12 protein-coding genes, 2 tRNA genes and 1 pseudogene are annotated in these 18,752 nt (G+C 58.7%); 11 read left to right on the top strand and 4 right to left on the bottom strand.

The window, feature by feature from the left end; all coding sequences use genetic code 11:
• The first annotated feature begins 11 nt into the window (after window positions 1-11).
• Window positions 12-965 (top strand): hypothetical protein, encoded by a 954-nt coding sequence (locus BLLJ_RS00835; protein WP_007054699.1) that lies wholly within the window; start codon window positions 12-14, stop codon window positions 963-965.
• Between the two features lie 78 nt (window positions 966-1,043).
• A complete protein-coding gene (locus BLLJ_RS00840) occupies window positions 1,044-1,961 on the top strand; it encodes a D-hexose-6-phosphate mutarotase (protein WP_007055536.1) in 918 nt (305 codons plus the stop codon).
• A gap of 117 nt (window positions 1,962-2,078) precedes the next feature.
• Here the strand turns inward: BLLJ_RS00840 and BLLJ_RS00845 are convergent, their stop codons facing one another.
• Window positions 2,079-3,260, bottom strand: a complete 1,182-nt coding sequence (locus BLLJ_RS00845; RefSeq protein WP_013582340.1) for a DUF805 domain-containing protein — start codon at window positions 3,258-3,260, stop codon at window positions 2,079-2,081.
• Between the two features lie 557 nt (window positions 3,261-3,817).
• Between BLLJ_RS00845 and gltX the strand changes: the two genes are divergently transcribed.
• The 5 genes from gltX (at window position 3,818) to BLLJ_RS00875 (ending at window position 13,053) form a co-directional block, all read left to right on the top strand.
• Complete coding sequence (gene gltX / locus BLLJ_RS00850) at window positions 3,818-5,338, top strand: glutamate--tRNA ligase (protein WP_007051591.1); 1,521 nt, start codon at window positions 3,818-3,820, stop codon at window positions 5,336-5,338.
• A 601-nt stretch (window positions 5,339-5,939) separates the two neighbouring features.
• Window positions 5,940-6,012 (top strand) — tRNA-Glu (locus BLLJ_RS00855).
• Window positions 6,013-6,051: 39 nt separating this feature from the next.
• Window positions 6,052-6,126: transfer RNA gene (locus tag BLLJ_RS00860), tRNA-Gln, on the top strand.
• 141 nt (window positions 6,127-6,267) lie between these two features.
• The gene (locus BLLJ_RS11085) at window positions 6,268-6,756 is read left to right on the top strand and encodes a hypothetical protein (RefSeq protein ID WP_007051589.1); all 489 of its coding nucleotides are present in this window, start codon (window positions 6,268-6,270) and stop codon (window positions 6,754-6,756) included.
• A 396-nt stretch (window positions 6,757-7,152) separates the two neighbouring features.
• Window positions 7,153-13,053: an endo-alpha-N-acetylgalactosaminidase family protein gene (locus BLLJ_RS00875; RefSeq protein WP_013582342.1), complete on the top strand. Its 5,901-nt coding sequence runs from the start codon at window positions 7,153-7,155 to the stop codon at window positions 13,051-13,053.
• Window positions 13,054-13,206: 153 nt separating this feature from the next.
• On the opposite strand, the gene BLLJ_RS11240 is transcribed toward BLLJ_RS00875, so the two are convergent.
• The gene (locus tag BLLJ_RS11240) at window positions 13,207-13,347 is read right to left on the bottom strand and encodes a hypothetical protein (RefSeq protein WP_007054707.1); all 141 of its coding nucleotides are present in this window, start codon (window positions 13,345-13,347) and stop codon (window positions 13,207-13,209) included.
• A gap of 330 nt (window positions 13,348-13,677) precedes the next feature.
• Between BLLJ_RS11240 and BLLJ_RS00880 the strand changes: the two genes are divergently transcribed.
• Entirely contained in the window at window positions 13,678-14,193 is a 516-nt protein-coding gene (locus BLLJ_RS00880) for an IS3 family transposase (protein WP_032743275.1), read from the top strand.
• Window positions 14,193-15,047, top strand: a pseudogene (locus BLLJ_RS00885) (IS3 family transposase). Before BLLJ_RS00880 ends, BLLJ_RS00885 begins: the two are co-directional and overlap by 1 nt.
• Before the next feature lie 212 nt (window positions 15,048-15,259).
• On the opposite strand, the gene BLLJ_RS00895 reads toward BLLJ_RS00885, so the two are convergent.
• Entirely contained in the window at window positions 15,260-16,198 is a 939-nt protein-coding gene (locus BLLJ_RS00895; RefSeq protein WP_032740577.1) for a LysR family transcriptional regulator, read from the bottom strand.
• Window positions 16,199-16,391: 193 nt separating this feature from the next.
• Here BLLJ_RS00895 and BLLJ_RS00900 point away from each other — a divergent pair, with 193 nt between their 5' ends.
• Window positions 16,392-16,931: a flavodoxin gene (locus tag BLLJ_RS00900; RefSeq protein ID WP_032740579.1), complete on the top strand. Its 540-nt coding sequence runs from the start codon at window positions 16,392-16,394 to the stop codon at window positions 16,929-16,931.
• 296 nt (window positions 16,932-17,227) lie between these two features.
• Here BLLJ_RS00900 and BLLJ_RS00905 read toward each other — a convergent pair whose 3' ends face one another.
• The gene (locus tag BLLJ_RS00905; RefSeq protein WP_007056318.1) at window positions 17,228-17,587 is read right to left on the bottom strand and encodes a winged helix-turn-helix transcriptional regulator; all 360 of its coding nucleotides are present in this window, start codon (window positions 17,585-17,587) and stop codon (window positions 17,228-17,230) included.
• Between the two features lie 167 nt (window positions 17,588-17,754).
• On the opposite strand from BLLJ_RS00905, the gene BLLJ_RS00910 reads away from it, so the two are divergent.
• Complete coding sequence (locus tag BLLJ_RS00910) at window positions 17,755-18,396, top strand: SDR family oxidoreductase (protein ID WP_007056316.1); 642 nt, start codon at window positions 17,755-17,757, stop codon at window positions 18,394-18,396.
• The last annotated feature ends 356 nt before the right edge of the window (window positions 18,397-18,752 follow it).

Consider the following 18,752-nt stretch of genomic DNA (forward strand, 5'->3'; position numbering starts at 1 on the left):
GAGGAGCATGAATGACCATTGAACTCAATCGTGAGGCAATCGCACGGATCGCGGCATTGCCGGGGGTAGCTGAGGCCGCTGAAGCCGGCTCGGCGCTAATTAGCCTGTGGCCGCTGACCGAAGCCATGCAGATGGACAATGACGCCAAGTATGCGGAGAACCTGCAGGTGCGTGTCACGCACGCGTTCGCACGCATTCTCACCGGTCAGGATGTTACGATGCCTGACGCCGAATTCGTCTACGAGGGGGCCGATGAGATTCCTGGCCGTCCGCAAAGCATCGTAGACACGCTGCTTGCTGCCAATGACGCCTACGATACGATGGCCGGTTACTCGGAATCCGGCGATGTGCAGCTGATTTTCGATGCCGCCGAAGCTTTAGGTGTTGACTGGGATTCGCATGTCGAGGCCGCAGTCCGTGAGACGGTTGTCTCCGTGGAGGCTCAGGTTGAGGCCGATGCCGAGGCTGGCGGACGTTTGGCGGCTTCCGGCGAGCCGGCTGATGTGGCCGTCCGTTTCGCCACCGCGCTCGCCGTATGCGATGCGCTGCTGAACGTGGTGAGCGGGCATGCCGAGACGGTTGGCTTGGTTGGTCCGGCTGTTGCTGATGCCGCTGATGTTGCTGACGAGGCCCGGGCCACCGCCATCGTAACGTTGCCGATTCTGCTGTACGTCAACGAATTACGTGAGCAGTGCTCGATTCCGCGCATCTGCCTGACCGACCAGCAGATTCTTGATCTGATTGATACGCGTGCCAATGCCGGTGACACCCTGACCGCCACCGCCGAATACATTGCCCCGCTGGCCGGTGCCGAATGGACCAAGCACCGCGACGATGTGCTCTGGAACCCGGACGAAGCCAAGAAGAAGGCCAAGGAAGAAGACGAAAAGCGCAACAAGGAGGCCTTGGCCGCCAAGTTTGCGCACATTAAAGATGACCCTGGCAAAGAAACCGTGGAGTTGTGAGAATCAAGGCAGCTTAGCCCGCCTGATCGGTTCTCTTACCCCTGCTCGCGATTCCTCCGTGCCAAGGAAATCGTCTATGTGGTGAAGAACATCGCTTACGCAACGGAAGAAGAAACACTTATGGGCAATGGCGTCAATCTGCGCACGCTCACCAATGACGGCGGTAGCGCGGTAATCAGCGATTACGGGGCGCATCTGCTGCGCTGGGCCCCGGCGGGGCAGCCGGATGTAATCTGGACGCCCCGCACATGGCATTTCGAAGCTGGTCAGCCGGTTGGCGGGGGAGTGCCGGTGTGCTTCCCCTGGTTCGGGCCGGGGTTTGTGCATGGCGGGCAGACTGCGAAGCGACCGATTCATGGGTTCGCACGATTGCGCCAGTGGGCGCTGGACGAAGGGGCGTTTACCGGTGCCCGTGTGCGGTATGTGCTGGATTCCGAACGACTGACGACTGGCGAAGTGCCATGGATCGAGGATGAACCCAACGTGCGTTTCCATGCCGCATACGAGGTGTGTGCCAGCGATACGCTGACGATGACGCTGACCGTTACCAACACGGGAGGTGAGCCGATGTCGTATGAGGCGGCGCTGCACTCGTATCTGCATGTCGGCGATGTGCTCGGCGCGCGGCTGGTCGGTTTGCGGGGTGCAACATATCTGGATGCCACGGAAGCCGGATTCCCGCCAAAACTACAAGAACAGCCATCGGTGATGTTCGGCGATCAGCCGGTGGACCGTGTGTATTATTCCGATGCTGCACTGGAATTGCAGGACCATGTGCTGGGTCGTGTGATTCGCATCGGCAAGACCGGCTCGCCGCAGACGGTGGTGTGGAATCCCGGAGAGCAGGGCGGCAACGCCATTGCCCATGCCAAGACGGGTGAATGGCGTGGCTTTGTGGCCGTGGAGGCAGCGGCGTGCCGAGACCGTATCGTTGCCCTTAGTCCGGGTGAATCGTATATGCTTTCGCAGTCCATTGCCGTGATGCCGTTGGGGTAGTTGGCTGAATACAGTGCCGATAATACAGTGCCGAGAATGATGAAGCCCTACTCGCGTTGAGTAGGGCTTCATCATTGGTTGCGGGGAACTTCTTCAACGGAAGTTCACCGATATCGGTTACTGGCCTTGCCAGGGTTTCTGGGCATTGTCGCCGGCGGGAGCCGTGTGCTCAGAAGGTGTTGCGGATTCGTCGCCGGCGTTTTGAGGCATCGGCGGAACCTGGCCGTACTGTGGGGCCGGGGCCTCCGGTTGGCCGTACTGCGGGGCCGGCACCTGACCGTAATCAGGTGCGGGTGCAGCCGGCTGGCCATAGTCGGGGGTCGGCATGGGCGGCTGGCCGTAAGCCGGGGCCGGCTGGTTGAAGCCGGGTGCGGGCGCGTTCGGAGCGGCGAAATTCGGGGGTACAGGCGTGCTGTATGGTGCGCCGTAAGCACCCTGAGGCATGGGGGTTGCCGCCGCGCCATCGTCAAAACGTGCGCCCTCCGGCTTGCTGGGAAGAGCCATGAACACGATATAGACAACGCAGCCGGCCAGCGTAATCAACGCACCAATGACCGCCGCGCCAAGACCGCCGGCGGCCATGCTGCCATAACCATAGTCATAACTGCCAAGGCTCCTGAACCCGCCGTACAGTGCCGCACCACCGCCGATAATCATGATGATAAGGCCGATAACCATCGCGATATAGAAAATGGCAACCCACCAGCCAGGCTTGTTCGTGTCATGCAGACGGCGGACGGAAAGTGCCAGGGTGGGGATTAGGGTCGCCAGACCCCAAATGGTGGCGAGGAAGCCAAGCTTTTCATCTGTGGCGGTGTTGAGGATGTCCAGCACGATATTGATGCCGAAAGCGGCCAGCACCCACCACCAGAATTCACTGCGGGACGCGCGGCCCCTGAACACCACGTACTTCTTCCAGAAGCGCAGGAAGGCTTCTTGGAAGGAGCATCCGTAGTAAGGCTTATCCAGCGGCACAGTGGCAGTGGGCGCGGCGTATTGGCCGTAAGACGGCGGAACCGGGCCGTAAGGATTGCCATCGGGGGCCGGTGTGCCGTACGCCGGTGCGGATTGACCGTAGGTGTTGGCGTCGGGTGCGGGCTGACCGTAGGTTGGTACGGCCTGGCCATAAGAGTTCGCGGTCGGAGCAGGCTGACCGTATGCCGGCTGTCCGTAAGCGGGCTGCGCCGGCTGTGAGGGCTGCGCCGGGGCCGGTGCGCCATACTGCGGTACGGGATTAGGTGTGGGCGTACCGTTGGCCTCAGGCTGCTGAGGCAAAGGCACATTGTTGGGATCAGACATTGATTCCCCTTTCATAAGACCTATGTGTCACATCATATTCTTCCATTGCATGAGTGGAAAACTCAACAATTGCGCCAAATAATGTCCAAAGTTGTGGTGAATGCACTGGAAAGAATCGATGGTTATCAAATCGATATCAGTTGAGGGTGAACGTTGTCGATCGGTTGTGTAACCTGTTACATGAATATTGCGCACAGTTGCGGGGGTGGAACTGGAAAGCAGACGAAGCTTTTGGCGCTACGCATAAAGCAACATACAGAGATGTAGGGAATGCCATGAACCACGAATACACGGATGCCGCCGTTGAGCAGCGCGAATCGCACGAAGACGAATCTCAAGACTGGGATCTGCTGTTCGTGGGCCTGGCCTGCTGATTCTCGTTTGCTGTTTTCTTTTCTTTTGATTTTAAAAGCAAAAGAAAAGAAAATGGCAGGCAAAAGAGATTTCGTTGGAAAATGGCCGTTTTGGGATGGTGTTGGCCCGAAACGTCAATAACGAAGCAAAAGAGCGAGGAGCGCTGCTCTCCGCGTCCGGCGCGCGCGGCACAATAGGGGACTATGACTGATGCTGAAAACACCAAACCCGAACTGCCCAAGAACGTTCGTGTTCGCTTCTGCCCGTCGCCGACCGGAACCCCGCATGTCGGCATGATTCGTACCGCCCTGTTCAACTGGGCGGAAGCTCGCGCCACCGGCGGCACGCTGATCTTCCGTATCGAAGACACCGACGCCGTGCGCGACTCCGAAGAAAGCTACAACCAGATCCTCGAATCCCTGCGTTGGCTGGGTATCGACTGGGACGAGGGCATCGATGTGGGTGGCCCTCACGGCCCGTACCGCCAGTCCGAGCGTACCGCCATCTACAAGGATGTTGCCGCCAAGCTGCTCGAAGCCGGCTACGCCTACGAGTCCTTCTCCACTCCTGAGGAAATCAAGGAGCGCAACCTTGCCGCCGGCCGTCCGGCCGAGTTCGGCTACGATGGCTACGACCGCAACCTGACCGATGAACAGAAGGCCGCCTTCCGCGCCGAGGGCCGCAAGCCTGCGCTACGTATCAAGATGCCTGATGAAGACATCGCCTTTGACGATCTGATTCGTGGCACCATCGAGTTCAAGGCCGGCTCCGTGCCGGACTACGTGATCGTGCGCCCGAACGGCGACCCACTGTACACGCTGACCAACCCGGTCGACGACGCGATGATGGAAGTCAACGTCGTGCTGCGCGGCGAGGACCTCCTGAGCTCCACCCCGCGCCAGATCGTGCTTTACCGTTACCTTATGGAACTCGGCATCGCCAAGGAGATGCCGCTGTTCGGCCACATGCCGTACGTGATGGGCCAGGGCAACAAGAAGCTCTCCAAGCGCGACCCAGAGTCCAACCTGTTCAACCACCGCGACAATGGCTTCATCCGCGAGGGCCTGCTCAACTACCTGGCCCTGCTCGGCTGGTCCATTGCACCGGACCGCGACGTGTTCTCCATGGACGAGATGACCGAGAAGTTCGACGTGCGCGACGTCAAGGCCAACCCGGCCCGCTTCGACATCGACAAGGCCATCTCCATCAACGCCGAGCACATCCGTATGCTTGAGCCCGAGGACTTCCTGCGCCGCTCGGTGCCGTACCTGCACCGCGACGGTGTGGTTTCCGCCGACAACTGGGATGCCCTGACCGACCGTGAGCGTGAGGTGCTGACCGCCGCCGCTCCGCTGGTTCAGCCGCGCGTGCGCCTGCTGGGTGAGGTTGCCGGCATGGTCGGCTCCCTGCTCTCCACCGAGGGCTACTTGGAGCCGGCTGACGACGCCAAGAAGCAGCTGAAGGATTCTGCCGGCGAGGTGCTGGACAAGGCCATCGCCGCACTCGAGGCTGTGGATGAGGCTGACTGGAAGACCGACAACCTGCATGAGACCCTGAACAAGGCTCTGGTTGAGGAGGGCGGCTACAAGCCGCGCCTCGCTTTCGGTCCGGTGCGTGTGGCCATGTCTGGTCGTCGCGTGAGCCCGCCGCTGTTCGAGTCCATGGAGATCGTCGGCAAGCCGGTTTCCCTCGCTCGCCTGAAGGGCCTGCGCGAGCACCTGTGAGCTAAGGTTCCTTCCGTGCTCGGCTGAGCTGTAAGGACACTCAAGGTGGGCGTCTGCATGTGCAGATGCCCACCTTTTCTTGTATTCAGTGATGAGCTGGAACAGCTGGAAAGTCTTACCGCTGCGCCGCATGCCAGTGAGAATATGTACGAGGTTGAACATGGCTGGTTTGTGCAGTGAGGTCACGAAACGTGCCTTGTAGGTGGTTTCGCCTTCATGCGTCCATGAAACGGTTGATAGGTAACCGGGCGGCGGTCTTTGACGTGACATTGCATTACAAGCATCGCGACGCGCTCGCTGTCGCAAGGGAACATAAGCGCCTCATTTGGTTCTTGAAGGCTGATTTGCCGGCTATGAATGTGCAAGGCAAAGATCATTGCCTCATCTGCAATTTCATCAGTGCATTAGATGGTAATTCATCAGTAGTGCTTACTGATAATCCGTCAGTAGAGTTCATGCAAATTCATCAGTAGTGGCAGCGTAGCACTTGAAATCGTTGAAATTCCGCGCGACACGCCGTAAGTTGCGTAAGGGTGAATACTTGCGTATATTTATCACTCGTTGCGCGGTTCACCGAGCAGCCGGTTGAAAAACTGAATATGCCCCCATCGTCTAGCGGTCTAGGACTACGCCCTCTCACGGCGCCAACACCGGTTCAAATCCGGTTGGGGGTACGACGAACAACTCCTTGGAGTTGCTACGCCAAGCCAAATTGGGATGTGGTGTAATTGGCAACACAGCTGATTCTGGTTCAGCCATTCTTGGTTCGAGTCCAGGCATCCCAGCCAATGACCCTCGCGGAATGCGAGGGTTTTTTGTTTTCAGGGAAGTAGCCGCTTGAAAAGCGACTTCCCTGCATATGAGTGCGCATAAGAGCGCTAAGAGCGCATACGTGTGTATGAAAGTACGAGAACGAAGGAGATCGAAGTATGTCCGCTGGGCAGCAGGCTGTACCGGCAAACAACGCCAACAATGCAAGCAATGAAGGCGCTCAGAAGAAGCACATGTCTAAGGCGGCCGTCGCCATTATCGCCGTGGTGGTCGTGGCCATTATCGTCGTGGCCGGTGTGTTCGGCTTCCGCGCCTACTCCGATGCTCAGTACAACAATGCAGTCGCCGCTTGCGCCGCCGCTTCCGAAAATGTGCGCAACGCCACTAATGACTACAACAACTTGGTCAATGGCGATGCTTCCGAAGCTGCTGCGCTCACCAAGAAGGATGTAAAGGATGCCTCCACGCTGGACGCCCTCAACAAGGAACTGAGCGTGGAACTGCCGGTATACGAAGGCTGCGTAGCTGACGACACTGCCGGCTTCAAGTCCGCTACTGCGAAGCTCAACGAGCAGGCTGATTGGTACAAGGCTTATACTCAATCGCTGCAGAAGGCTGTGGATGCCGTGAACGCTTCCAAGAAGTAAGCGAGCACAGCCTCACCATTGTCGTCAAAGCCGTCTTGCGGTTGCGCAAGGCGGCTTTTGCTATTTTGCTCAATCGGCTTGCTGCTGTAATGCTGCTGCATTGATTGCGTCGAATGCAGGTAAATTCGTCTTACTTTTTTTGCGCAGTTTTTCCCTGCGCGTGTCGCGATGATGCGAATATAGATGTGAAGGTTAACAACGTAGTCGTTTATTGGGTTTTGTGATTTCACTCACGTTGTAATTCAATGTCAAATATGTGGCGATTCTCCGTATTTGCTGAGATTGCTATTAAGAATAGCTTCTTGTAAAGTGTCTTATCGTAATTGCGAATGCGTATTCTTCAATGAAGAAGGCATCTGCTTCACCTCGAAGAAGAGATTAAGGAAAATATAGTTAATGAAAAAGAAGAAGACTATATCGGCTGCGCTGGCAACAGCGTTAGCCTTAACCTGCATGGGCAGCGGGGGAGGTACTGCGTTCGCAGTGCCCCTGTCTGATGCTGACTTGCAGACTTTGGCAAGTCAGATTCAGCAAATCAACGATACTTCTGATTCTGCAACTGCTTCCGAGACTCCTTCCGCACAAGCCGATGCGGTTGAAGGCTGGACTATTGATTCCAACATCGCTCAGGGCGGCGAAATCCTGGAGATGGCAAACGGTTGGCTGCACCTCAAGTCCACTGCCTCTAACGGTAATGCGGCAGCGAACCCCAGCTCCAGCAACAACTGGCCGGCAGTAGCCGTATGGGGCACAGATTACGACTTCTCCAAGGCCGGCTCCTTCCACGCCACCATCAAATCCCCGCAGGAAGGCTCCGCCAACCGCTTCGGCTTCTACCTGGGCTACAACGACCCGGGCAGCGGCCTGTTCATCGGCTACGATTCGGGCGGCTGGTTCTGGCAGACCTACACCGGTGGCGGTAGCGGCAGCTGGTACAGCGGTGCTCGTATCGCTGCTCCGAGCGCCAACGAAGAGCACGACATTCGGGTCTCCTGGACCGACGCCAAGGTCGCCACACTGACCGTGGATGGCCAGAAGGCATTCGATGTCGATTACTCCGCAATGACGAACCTCTCCAACAAGCTTGCCATCAAGGCCGGCTCCTGGAAGGAGCTGAACGAGGTCACCGACGTGTACATCAAGGACTTCCCGGAGGTTGTCGAAGCCGCCAAGCACGCGGTTTCCGGCAAGGTTGTGGACGCTGGAGGCGCTGCCATTGAAGGCGCAACAGTGCGTTTGGATAAGACCAAGGTGAAGACCGGTGCAGATGGCACCTTCTCCTTCGCCGACATTGAAGAAGGCGAACACACGCTTTCGATTGCCAAGGAAGGCTATGAGGACGTCTCCCAGCAGGTGACGGTCTCCGGCGCGGATCTTGCCATCGATCCCATCACCCTGAACAAAACCGTTCAGGTCGCCTCCGAAACGCTGAAGACCAAGAAGATGGAAGTTCAGATTAAGAAGAACTTCCCCTCTGTGCTGCAGTACACGATGACCGACGGCAAGGTGATGTACGGCCAGTCCAAGGATGTGCGCACCGTTGAAATCAACGGCACCAACATCGAACTGGGCGATGACGACGTGACCTTCAAGAAGGTTTCCGACACCGAGGCCACCTACACGCTGAAGGTCAAGGATGAGGCCAAGAAGATTGACGCGGTGATCACCGTTCAGATCACGGTCAAGGCCAACCAGCTGCACCTCAACGTCACCAAGATCAAGAACAACCTGTCCGAAGGCATTCCTGAGGGCAACGGTGTGGAGGAGAACGCCATCCAGACGCTGTCCTTCCCGAACCAGAGTCTCGTTTCCGTGCGTTCCAGCCAGGAAAATGCCCAATTCACTGGTGCTCGTATGTCTTCCAACACGCAGAAGCCTGGCGATACCAACTTCGCAGTGACCGAAGATACTAACGTCACCGATAGCGACTACACCTACGGCTTCATCTCCGGTGCTGGCCTGAGTGCCGGCCTGTGGAGCAACTCCGAGCACGATGGCACCTATGTGGCGGCTCCTGTGCGCGGCGGCAGCCAGAACACGCGTGTCTACGCCACCACCCAGCAGACTGGTGACGCCACCTCCCTGGGCCTGGCCAGCGCTCCGTGGTACTACCACCGCACGGTCACCGATTCCAAGGGCAAGAAGTACACCGTGGCCGAAACCGCTCTGCCGCAGATGGCCGTGGCCATCGCCGGCGACGAGAACGAAGACGGTGCCGTCAACTGGCAGGATGGCGCAATCGCCTACCGCGACATCATGAACAACCCGTACAAGTCCGAGGAAGTTCCCGAACTGGTGGCATGGCGTATCGCCATGAACTTCGGCTCCCAGGCGCAGAACCCGTTCCTCACCACGCTTGACAACGTCAAGAAGGTGGCCTTGAACACCGACGGCCTCGGCCAGTCCGTGCTGCTCAAGGGCTACGGCAATGAAGGCCACGACTCCGGCCACCCGGACTACGGCGATATCGGCCAGCGTCTCGGCGGCGCCGACGACATGAACACCATGATGGAAGAGGGCTCCAAGTATGGCGCTCGCTTCGGTGTGCACGTCAACGCCTCCGAAATGTATCCGGAAGCCAAGGCCTTCAGCGAGGACATGGTGCGCCGCAACTCTGCAGGCGGCCTGAGCTACGGCTGGAACTGGCTTGATCAGGGTGTCGGCATCGACGGCATCTACGATCTGGCATCCGGTTCTCGTGTAAGCCGTTTCGCTGACCTCAGCAAGGAAGTCGGCGACAACATGGACTTCATCTACCTCGATGTGTGGGGCAACCTGACTTCTTCCGGTTCGGAAGATTCTTGGGAAACCCGCAAGATGAGCAAGATGATCAACGACAACGGCTGGCGTATGACCACCGAATGGGGTTCCGGCAACGAGTACGACTCCACCTTCCAGCACTGGGCAGCTGATCTGACCTACGGCGGCTACACCTCCAAGGGCGAGAACTCCGAAGTGATGCGCTTCCTGCGCAACCACCAGAAGGACAGCTGGGTTGGCGACTACCCGCAATACGGCGGCGCTGCCAACGCCCCGCTGCTCGGCGGCTACAACATGAAGGACTTCGAAGGCTGGCAGGGCCGCAACGACTATGCCGCCTACATCAAGAACCTGTACACCCATGATGTGTCCACTAAGTTCATCCAGCACTTCAAGGTGACCCGCTGGGTCAACAACCCGCTGCTGACCGCCGACAATGGCAATGCCGCTGCCGTGTCCGACCCGAACACGAACAACGGCAACGAGCAGATTACCCTGAAGGATTCCAACGGCAACGTTGTAGTAGTCTCCCGTGGTTCCAACGACACCTCTAGCGCAGCCTACCGCCAGCGCACCATCACCTTCAACGGCGTGAAGGTCGCATCCGGTGTGGTCTCCGCAGGCGATGGCAGCGCCACTGGCGACGAGTCCTACCTGCTGCCGTGGATGTGGGATTCCTTCACCGGCAAGCTGGTCAAGGATTCCGAGCAGAAGCTCTACCACTGGAACACCAAGGGCGGCACCACCACCTGGACGCTGCCGGACAGCTGGAAGAACCTCTCCAGCGTAAAGGTGTACCAGCTCACCGATCAGGGCAAGACCAACGAGCAGACCGTTGCCGTCTCCGGCGGCAAGGTGACGCTTACCGCTGATGCCGAAACCCCGTACGTGGTGTACAAGGGCGAAGCCAAGCAGATCCAGGTCAACTGGAGCGAAGGCATGCATGTGGTAGACGCCGGCTTCAACGGCGGCTCCAACACCCTCACCGACAACTGGACCGTCAGCGGCTCCGGCAAGGCCGAAGTTGAAGGCGACAACAACGCCATGCTGCGCCTGACCGGCAAGGTCGATGTCTCCCAGCGTCTGACCGATCTCAAGGCTGGCCAGAAGTACGCGCTGTATGTTGGCGTCGACAACCGCTCCACCGGCGATGCATCCGTCACCGTAACCAGCGGCGGCAAGGTGCTGGCCACCAACTCCACCGGCAAGTCCATCGCCAAGAACTACATCAAGGCATACGGCCACAACACGAACAGCAATACGGAAAATGGCTCCAGCTACTTCCAGAACATGTACGTGTTCTTCACCGCGCCTGAGAACGGCGATGCCACGGTAACCCTGTCTCACAAGAGCACCGACGGAGCACACACCTACTTCGACGATGTGCGCATCGTGGAGAACCAGTACTCCGGCATCACCTATGAGAAGGACGGCACGCTGAAGTCCCTCACCAACGGATTCGAAAACAACGCCCAGGGCATCTGGCCGTTCGTGGTCTCCGGTTCCGAAGGCGTTGAGGACAACCGCATCCACCTCTCCGAGCTGCATGCTCCGTTCACGCAGGCCGGTTGGGATGTCAAGAAGATGGACGATGTGCTCGATGGCACTTGGTCTGTGAAGGTTAACGGCCTGACCCAGAAGGGCACGCTGGTCTACCAGACGATCCCGCAGAACGTGAAGTTCGAGGCGGGTGCCAAGTACAAGGTGAGCTTCGACTACCAGTCCGGTTCCGATGACATCTACGCCATCGCTGTGGGCCAGGGTGAATACTCTGCCGGCAGCGTGAAGCTGACCAACCTGAAGAAGGCTCTGGGTGAGACCGGCAAGGCCGAGTTCGAGCTGACCGGTGGCGTCAACGGCGATTCCTGGTTCGGTATTTACTCGACCGCAACCGCACCTGATCTGCAGGGTTCCACCGGCAATGCACAGGACTTCGGCGGATACAAGGACTTCGTGCTCGACAACCTGAAGATCGAGCGCATCGAGTCCCAGACCCGCACCAAGGCCGAAGCGCAGGACAAGGTCAAGGAAATCCGCGGCAAGTACGATTCCAAGCGTGCTGAGCTCTCCGATGCCGCATGGCAGCAGTATCAGGACACCTTGGTCAAGGCTCGCGTGCTCATCAACAAGAATGGCGCAACCGCTGAGGACTTCACCAAGGCATACGACATTCTCGTGGCCCTCGACGAGTACATGAAGACCGCTCCCGGCAACGAGAGCAGCGACAAGTACGACGTGGCAGCTGACGGCTCCGATGAGCTGGGTGGCTACACCGTGGCCACGGGCAGCGAAGAGCCTACCGCAGGCCTGCCGAGCGAAGGCCCGGCCGATCTGGCACAGGATGGCAACGACAGCACCCACTGGCACACCAGCTGGAGCGAGAACGCAGTCGGCAACGGCACCGCATGGTATCAGTTCAACCTCAACGAACCGACCACCATCAACGGCCTGCGCTACCTGCCGCGCTCCGGAGGTATGAACGCCAACGGCAAGATCAAGGGCTACAAGATCACGCTCACTCTGGCGGATGGCACCACCAAGGATGTCGTCACCGATGCTGAGTTCTCCACCACCACCATGTGGCAGAAGGCCAGCTTCGACGCCGTCGAGAATGTGACCGCCGTACGCTTGACCGTCCTGTCTTCCGCAGGCCAGAGCGACTCCCAGGCCAACAAGTTCGCATCCGCTGCCGAACTGCGTTTGACCACGGACCGCGAGGTTGAGGAAGAGACTGTCGCTCCGGACAAGACCGACCTCAACGACACCATCGCCAAGGCTAACGGTCTTAAGGAATCCGACTACACGGCTGAAAGCTGGACTGCTCTGGTCAAGGCCCGCGAAGCTGCACAGGCCGTGGCGGATAACGATAAGGCCACCGCTTACGATGTGGCTCTGGCGCTGACGAACCTCGAATCCGCTATCGCTGGTCTCGAGAAGACCGGTGAGGAGCCTGGCCCAGGCCCGGTTGAGGTGAACAAGACCGACCTGCAGACTGCAGTGAACAAGGCAAGCAAGCTCGAGAAGGCCGATTACACGACCAACTCGTGGGAAGCTTTCGCCGAGGCACTGAAGGCTGCACAGCAGGTGCTCGACAACAAGAACGCCACCCAGCAGGATGTGGATACCGCACTGAGCGCTCTTCAGGACGCCATCTCCAAGCTGGAAGCTGCCACCGAGCCGAAGCCGAATCCGGAACCGGGCGTGGTGGACAAGGCTGCTCTGAACGCGACCATCAACAAGGCCGCCGCCATCAACCTGGGTCTCTACACCGACGACTCCGCCAACGCTCTGCGCGCCGCGCTGAAGAAGGCCCGTGAGGTCTCCGACAACAGCAACGCCACGCAGAAGCAGGTCGACGCAGCTCGTGAAGCCCTGGAGAAGGCAATTGCCGCTCTGGTGAAGCGTCCCGCTGCCAAGGGTGATGGCAACGTTGTTTCCAACACGGGCTCCGATGTCGCCACGATCGCTCTGGCTGGACTGCTGCTGGCAGGTGCTGGCGCCGCCATCGCCTACCGTCGCAATCGCGAGCAACTGTGAAAGCGAGGTTATAGCCTAAGCAGTAATAAATAAGGAATAATCCTTATCCTCTCGGCCGGCGCCGGGCAGCAATGCCTAGCGCCGGCCGCTTTCGTATGTATCAGTGTTCTCCAGTCACCCGGCAGACATCGGAATACGCACGCGATGTCGCTGCTAGGCGATGAATCGCAAATATGTGCGGTCATCGAATGATTCGTAATTCGCAGTGAATCCTTTGGTGGATTGGTACTCGCTGACGAGTTCCGGATCGTCGCGCTTGAGTCGCTGCAGTTCAGCCTCACTGGCCGCAAGCATAGGGCGCAACAGTTCGCCATGAATTCACCCTCGGTTCGTTGGGTGAGCATGCCCCGGTTACATGCTGACGTTATATCTGACTGTAATACCGATGAGGCTAGGAAAAGGAACGATTATGCAGTCTGACAACAACCATCATGAATCGCATCACAACGATATGAGCTACAGCAACGACTACCAATACGATGTTTATATGTATGCCGAGTATGGCATCGAGTGGTGATTGCAGGCAAACACGAATAAAGAGAGCCCCGAGTGAGAATTGGTGAACCGCACCCCGATTGTTGGACTGAAGTAATTCAGATTCGATGATCGGAGGTGCGGTTTCTCATGTGTAGGGATCGCAGGCGTCATTACGATGACGGTTTCATGCGGGTCGTCGCCGACCTGATCCGGGGCGGGGCCGGGAGGCGTTCTCTCGCCCGCCGGCTTGGCGCGCCCGTCAGTACCGCGGGAAAATGGGTGTTGTCATACCGGTTTGGCGGGGAGGCGGCGCTCATGGGAGAACGCGAAGGCAACAGGAGATACGACTACGAGACGAAGCTCGCGGCGGTGCGCGACCATGTGGAGCATGGGCTGACGAAGGCCGAAGTCATGGAGAAGTACAGGATCGCGGGTCCCGCCCCGTTGGAGCGCTGGTGCCGCGAGTACCGGTCCGGCGGCCCGGACGCGCTGCGTCCGAAACCGAAGGGCAGGCCCAGGGGCGCGAAATCCAAGCCGAGGCCGGCTCCCACAAGGGAACAGCTCCTTGAGGAGGAGAACGCGTACCTCAAGGCGAGGGTCGCGTACCTGGAAAAAGTCGACGCCCTGCTGGCGTGGAGATCGGCAACCGGGACAGAACGGTGATCGTCTCCATGCTGGCGGGGCCGGGACATCGGCTCCGGCACCTGCTCAGGGCGGCCGGACTGGCGAAAAGCACGTATTACCATCTTCTGTCGCATCCGGCCGCCGTGACCCGGCCGGACATCGAGCCGATGGTCGCCGAGATATTCGCGCGCACGCCCAACGGGTGCGGCCACCGGCAGATACGCATGTGCCTCGTGCACGAGTTCGGGGTGCGGGTGAGCCACAAGAGCGTGCTGAAGGTCATGAGGCGCATGGGCCTGGAATGCCGGATACGCAGGCCGAACCCGTACCGGAAATACAGCTCGTACCGGGACGAGACGGGCGCGAGGGTGGAGAACCTGCTGAACCGCGACTTCACGGCCGACCGGCCGTGGGTGAAGCTGGGCACGGACGTCACCGAGTTCAGGGTCGCCGACGGCAAGGCGTATCCGGCTCCCGTATGCGACATGGGATCCAAGGAGATCGTGGCCTGGGACGTCAGCCGGCATCCCGACATGGCCCAGCAGTGGCGCCTGCTCGCCATGCTCGAGGAGAAGCTGCCCGAAGACGCCGACCCGATCCCGCACTCCGACATGGGCTGACAGTACCGGCACCGGTGGTGGCGCGACCGGCTCGCGGGACTGAACATCCGCCAGTCCATGAGCAGGAAGGACAACTGCATCGACAACGCCGCGACCGAGCAGGTGTTCGGCCACCTCAAGGACGAGTTCCACGCCGGACGCGAGTTCGCCTCATACGAACAGTTCAAGAACGAACTGGACGCGTACATCATCCACTGGAACACCAAACGCCGCCAGATACGACTGGAGGGACACACCCCGGAGGAATTCCGGAACATGTCCCCCACAGCCTAATCAGGTACCCTTAATAAACCACGTCCAACAATCGGGGCGCAGTTCAGAATTGGACTCACGACCTCTTCCTTACCAAGGAAGTGCTCTACCACTGAGCTATCGGGGCATGCTGCGTTATGGCAATCTGAATATCATGGCATGGCTTTGCGTATCGCGCAAGTCCGACTCGCCTTTGCGATTCTCGCGCGCAAGTATGTGAGGCGAAGCGTAACTCATCGTTGTGCGCCGTTTCGAGGTGACGGCACAGACTCCTTGTTGTCTCGATTGATGTCGGCGATGACGGAGCGGAGTTCGGTAAGAAATGCGTCGGCTGCCGGAGTTGGCGGCTGGCTCTTCTTCCAAGCGATGGCCAGATGGGTTTGCATGGGCGGGTCGAGCGGCTGGAACACAAGCCCCGACTCCCACGACGTATCCACGAGACCTTGCAGGCAGATCGCACAACCGTAGCCTTCCTGCACGAAGCAGCTGGCGTTATACAACAGGTTCATCGTGCCGACAATATTGAGTTCTTTGTTGCCTGATTTGTACCAGCCGGAAAGATCACGGCGATTGAGCACGCCTTGGGGGACGATGACCGGCACATCCGCGAGATCCTTGGGATGAATGGATTCGCGCGTGGCGAGCGGGTGGTCGTACCTCATGAGCAGGCCCATCGGATCTCCTGTTGGCAGTGGCAGGAAATCATAACGGCTCATGTCGGTGGGTTGCACAAGCACACCGAAGTCGGCCAGGCCATTGTCAAGCCGTTCAATGATATTCTGCCCATAGTCGTCGTGCAGCCGCACGCGGACTTGCGGATGCTTGTGCCGCAGTCGTGTCATGGCTCGTGCCACGATGCGCATCGCTGCGCTTTGTGCCGCCGCGATATGTACATCGCCGGCGATGTCTTCGTCGGCGGTCATCTCTTTTTGCGTGCGATCGGCGAGCTCGACGATCTCCTGCGCTCGGCGGTACATCAAGCGGCCCTTCTCAGTAAGTTCGAGCGAGTGGGACCGGTTGCCGCGAACGAACAATGTTGCGCCGACCTCGTCTTCCAAATCTTTGATTTGCCGGGAGAGCGCTGGCTGACTGATGCGCAGCGCATCTGCCGCAGCGCTCACGCCTTCCTCCTCGACCACGGCAATGAAGTTACGTAGGATTCGTAGTTCCATGTGTGCCTCCCCGCTTATTTTATATCCGATATTGCATGTATTCATGTTCTACTTTTGCATTTGTAATACTGTTTGGCTGACTTTACTGTTGAGGCAACAGATGCGGGCGCGACGGTGAATGAAGAATCACAGGGTGGCTTTGAGTAGCTTTCGCCCGCTGCTATCCAATGATTTCAGCGAAAGAACAACGATAATGCTCAGCAATAACGCGGTAGTGGTGTACTTCTCTCGTACTGGAGAGAATTACTCAGTCGGTGAGATCGAAGTCGGTAATACAGCCAAAGTCGCGCAGGTGATTGCCTCGCGAATTGGGGCGCCGACCGTCGAGATTGTGCCAGTCGAACCCTATCCGAATGTGTATGACGAAGCCGTGGCGCAGGCTACGCAAGAGCGTTCTGCGGGAGCTCGGCCGGCGTTCACGCTGGTCGCCGGCGATGGGGCGGATAATCCTGCGGCGATGCTTGACTCGGCTGAGACTATTTACCTCGGCTACCCAATTTGGTGGTCGGATATGCCGATGCCCGTTTACACATTCCTGGAAAGCCGCGATTGGAGCGGTAAAACCATTGCTCCATTCTGCACGCATGAGGGCAGTGGTCTGGCCGATACCGTGGCGTCGATTCGTCGGGTTGTAGTCGGCGCAACTGTTCTCGATGGCATGGAATTGCGCGGTGCCGTCGCGCAGAACGATGTTGATGCCACCGTGCGAGCCGTCGATGGATGGCTCGGATAGCGATGGCGAGGTTTGTTGTCAATCCGGTGACGCATTCAAGCGTCATTGCGGTCTCAGTAGTGGGACGCAACTGCAATGCGGCTTGATTTGCATTTGCGTCCCACGTTGTTGCGTCCCGCAAGCGCAAAATCGACCTTTTTGCAGTTGCGGGACAGTGTGGATTGTTGGAATTCCGCCATTCTTGTGATGAGGTGCTGGGAGGGCTGTGGGACGCAACTGCAAATTGAGCCATATCGCAGTTGCGTCCCACTCTTATGCGGGGTTCTCGATTGCGCTTAACCGCATTGAGCGGCGTATCAAGCGGCGAGCTTGGCCTTGTAGTCTTCGCCCCAGTTCCATAGAGCGTCGATGACGGTTTTGAGGCTATGGCCAGTGTCGGTCAGAGAGTATTCGACGCGCGGCGGCACTTCGGGGTAAACCTCGCGATGCACAAGTCCGTCGGCTTCCATCTGTCGCAGGTTCGAGGTGAGCACCTTCTGCGAGATGTGCCCGATTGAGCGACGTAGTTCACTGAAGCGCTTGGTACCGGTCAGCAGGTCGCGCACGATGAGAATTTTCCATTTGTCGGAAATCAGTGTGAGCGTCGTCTCCACGGGACACGCCGGGAGCGTGTTGACATCGATCATAGCATCACCTCGTGTAATCGTTGGAATCATGCAATAGTTCCTTTTAGGTGACTATAGCACTTTAAAGTACCTTCTTCCCAAAAAGTAAGTACTCCAATATCGTACTGTTTCAACGGCGGAAGCACCAGGTTCCGCCGTTGAAATCAATTAGGCACAGCGTGTAACAAGCGCAATGGATTACTACATAGGAGCCCATCATGACCCAGAACATCGCAGTTATCGCAGCCAACGGCAAGTCCGGCCAGCTCATTGTCAGGGAGGCCGTTGATCGCGGACTTGACGTGACCGCTGTTGTGCGCGGGGAGAACAAAACCGTCGCCCAGCACGCCATCATCAAGGATCTGTTCGACCTGACCGCAGCAGATCTCGCCGGATTCGATGTGGTCGTCGACGCATTCGGCGCATGGACGCCGGAAACCTTCCCGCAGCACTCCACGTCGTTGAAGCATCTCGCGGACGTCCTCTCCAGTGCTGACGCGCGACTGATCGTGGTTGGAGGTGCCGGTAGCCTGTACGTCAACCCGGAGCATACCGTGCAGCTGAGCCAAACCGATGGCTTCCCGGAGGCGTTCCTCCCGCTCGCCACCGCGATGGGGGATTCTCTCGCCGAGCTGCGCGAACGTAGCGACGTGCGTTGGACCTATGTCTCTCCGGCCGCCGACTTCCAGGCCGACGGGCCGCGCACCGGCAAGTATGTGCTGGCCGGTGAGGAGTTCACCGCGAACGAGGCCGGTGAAAGCGCCATTAGCTACGCCGATTATGCGATTGCGATCGTGGACGAAGCGACGGCGGCACCGGAGAATGCGCACGTCAACGAGCGTATTTCCGTGCGTTGGTAAGCGCGTATATGCGGGAAGATATGTGGAAAGCGCTCGCCGAATAAGCAGCACCCCGAAATCAAAACGATTTCGGGGTGCTTGTGCGTGTGGGCAAGATCCCAACCTTCATGGCGACTCAGGCCTGCTGCCGCTTGGGTTTTCGGACTATCGCGCGCTCGCCGTGTCGTCTCGGTTGCCGCGTCCGCGGCGTGTCGTGATGGGGCTTCGCGTCATTCATGGGATAGCTGCGGTGGGGTGGGGATTCGCCATGTGCCGCGCCGGTCCGAGCCGGTGCGTTCGATCAGTTTGGCTTCCTGCATCGCCCGGAACGTGCGCCATACGGTGGTGTAGGACACGTCCAGCGCGACCGCCGCCTG

Source organism: Bifidobacterium longum subsp. longum JCM 1217 (assembly GCF_000196555.1).
Classification (GTDB): Bacteria; Actinomycetota; Actinomycetes; order Actinomycetales; family Bifidobacteriaceae; genus Bifidobacterium; species Bifidobacterium longum.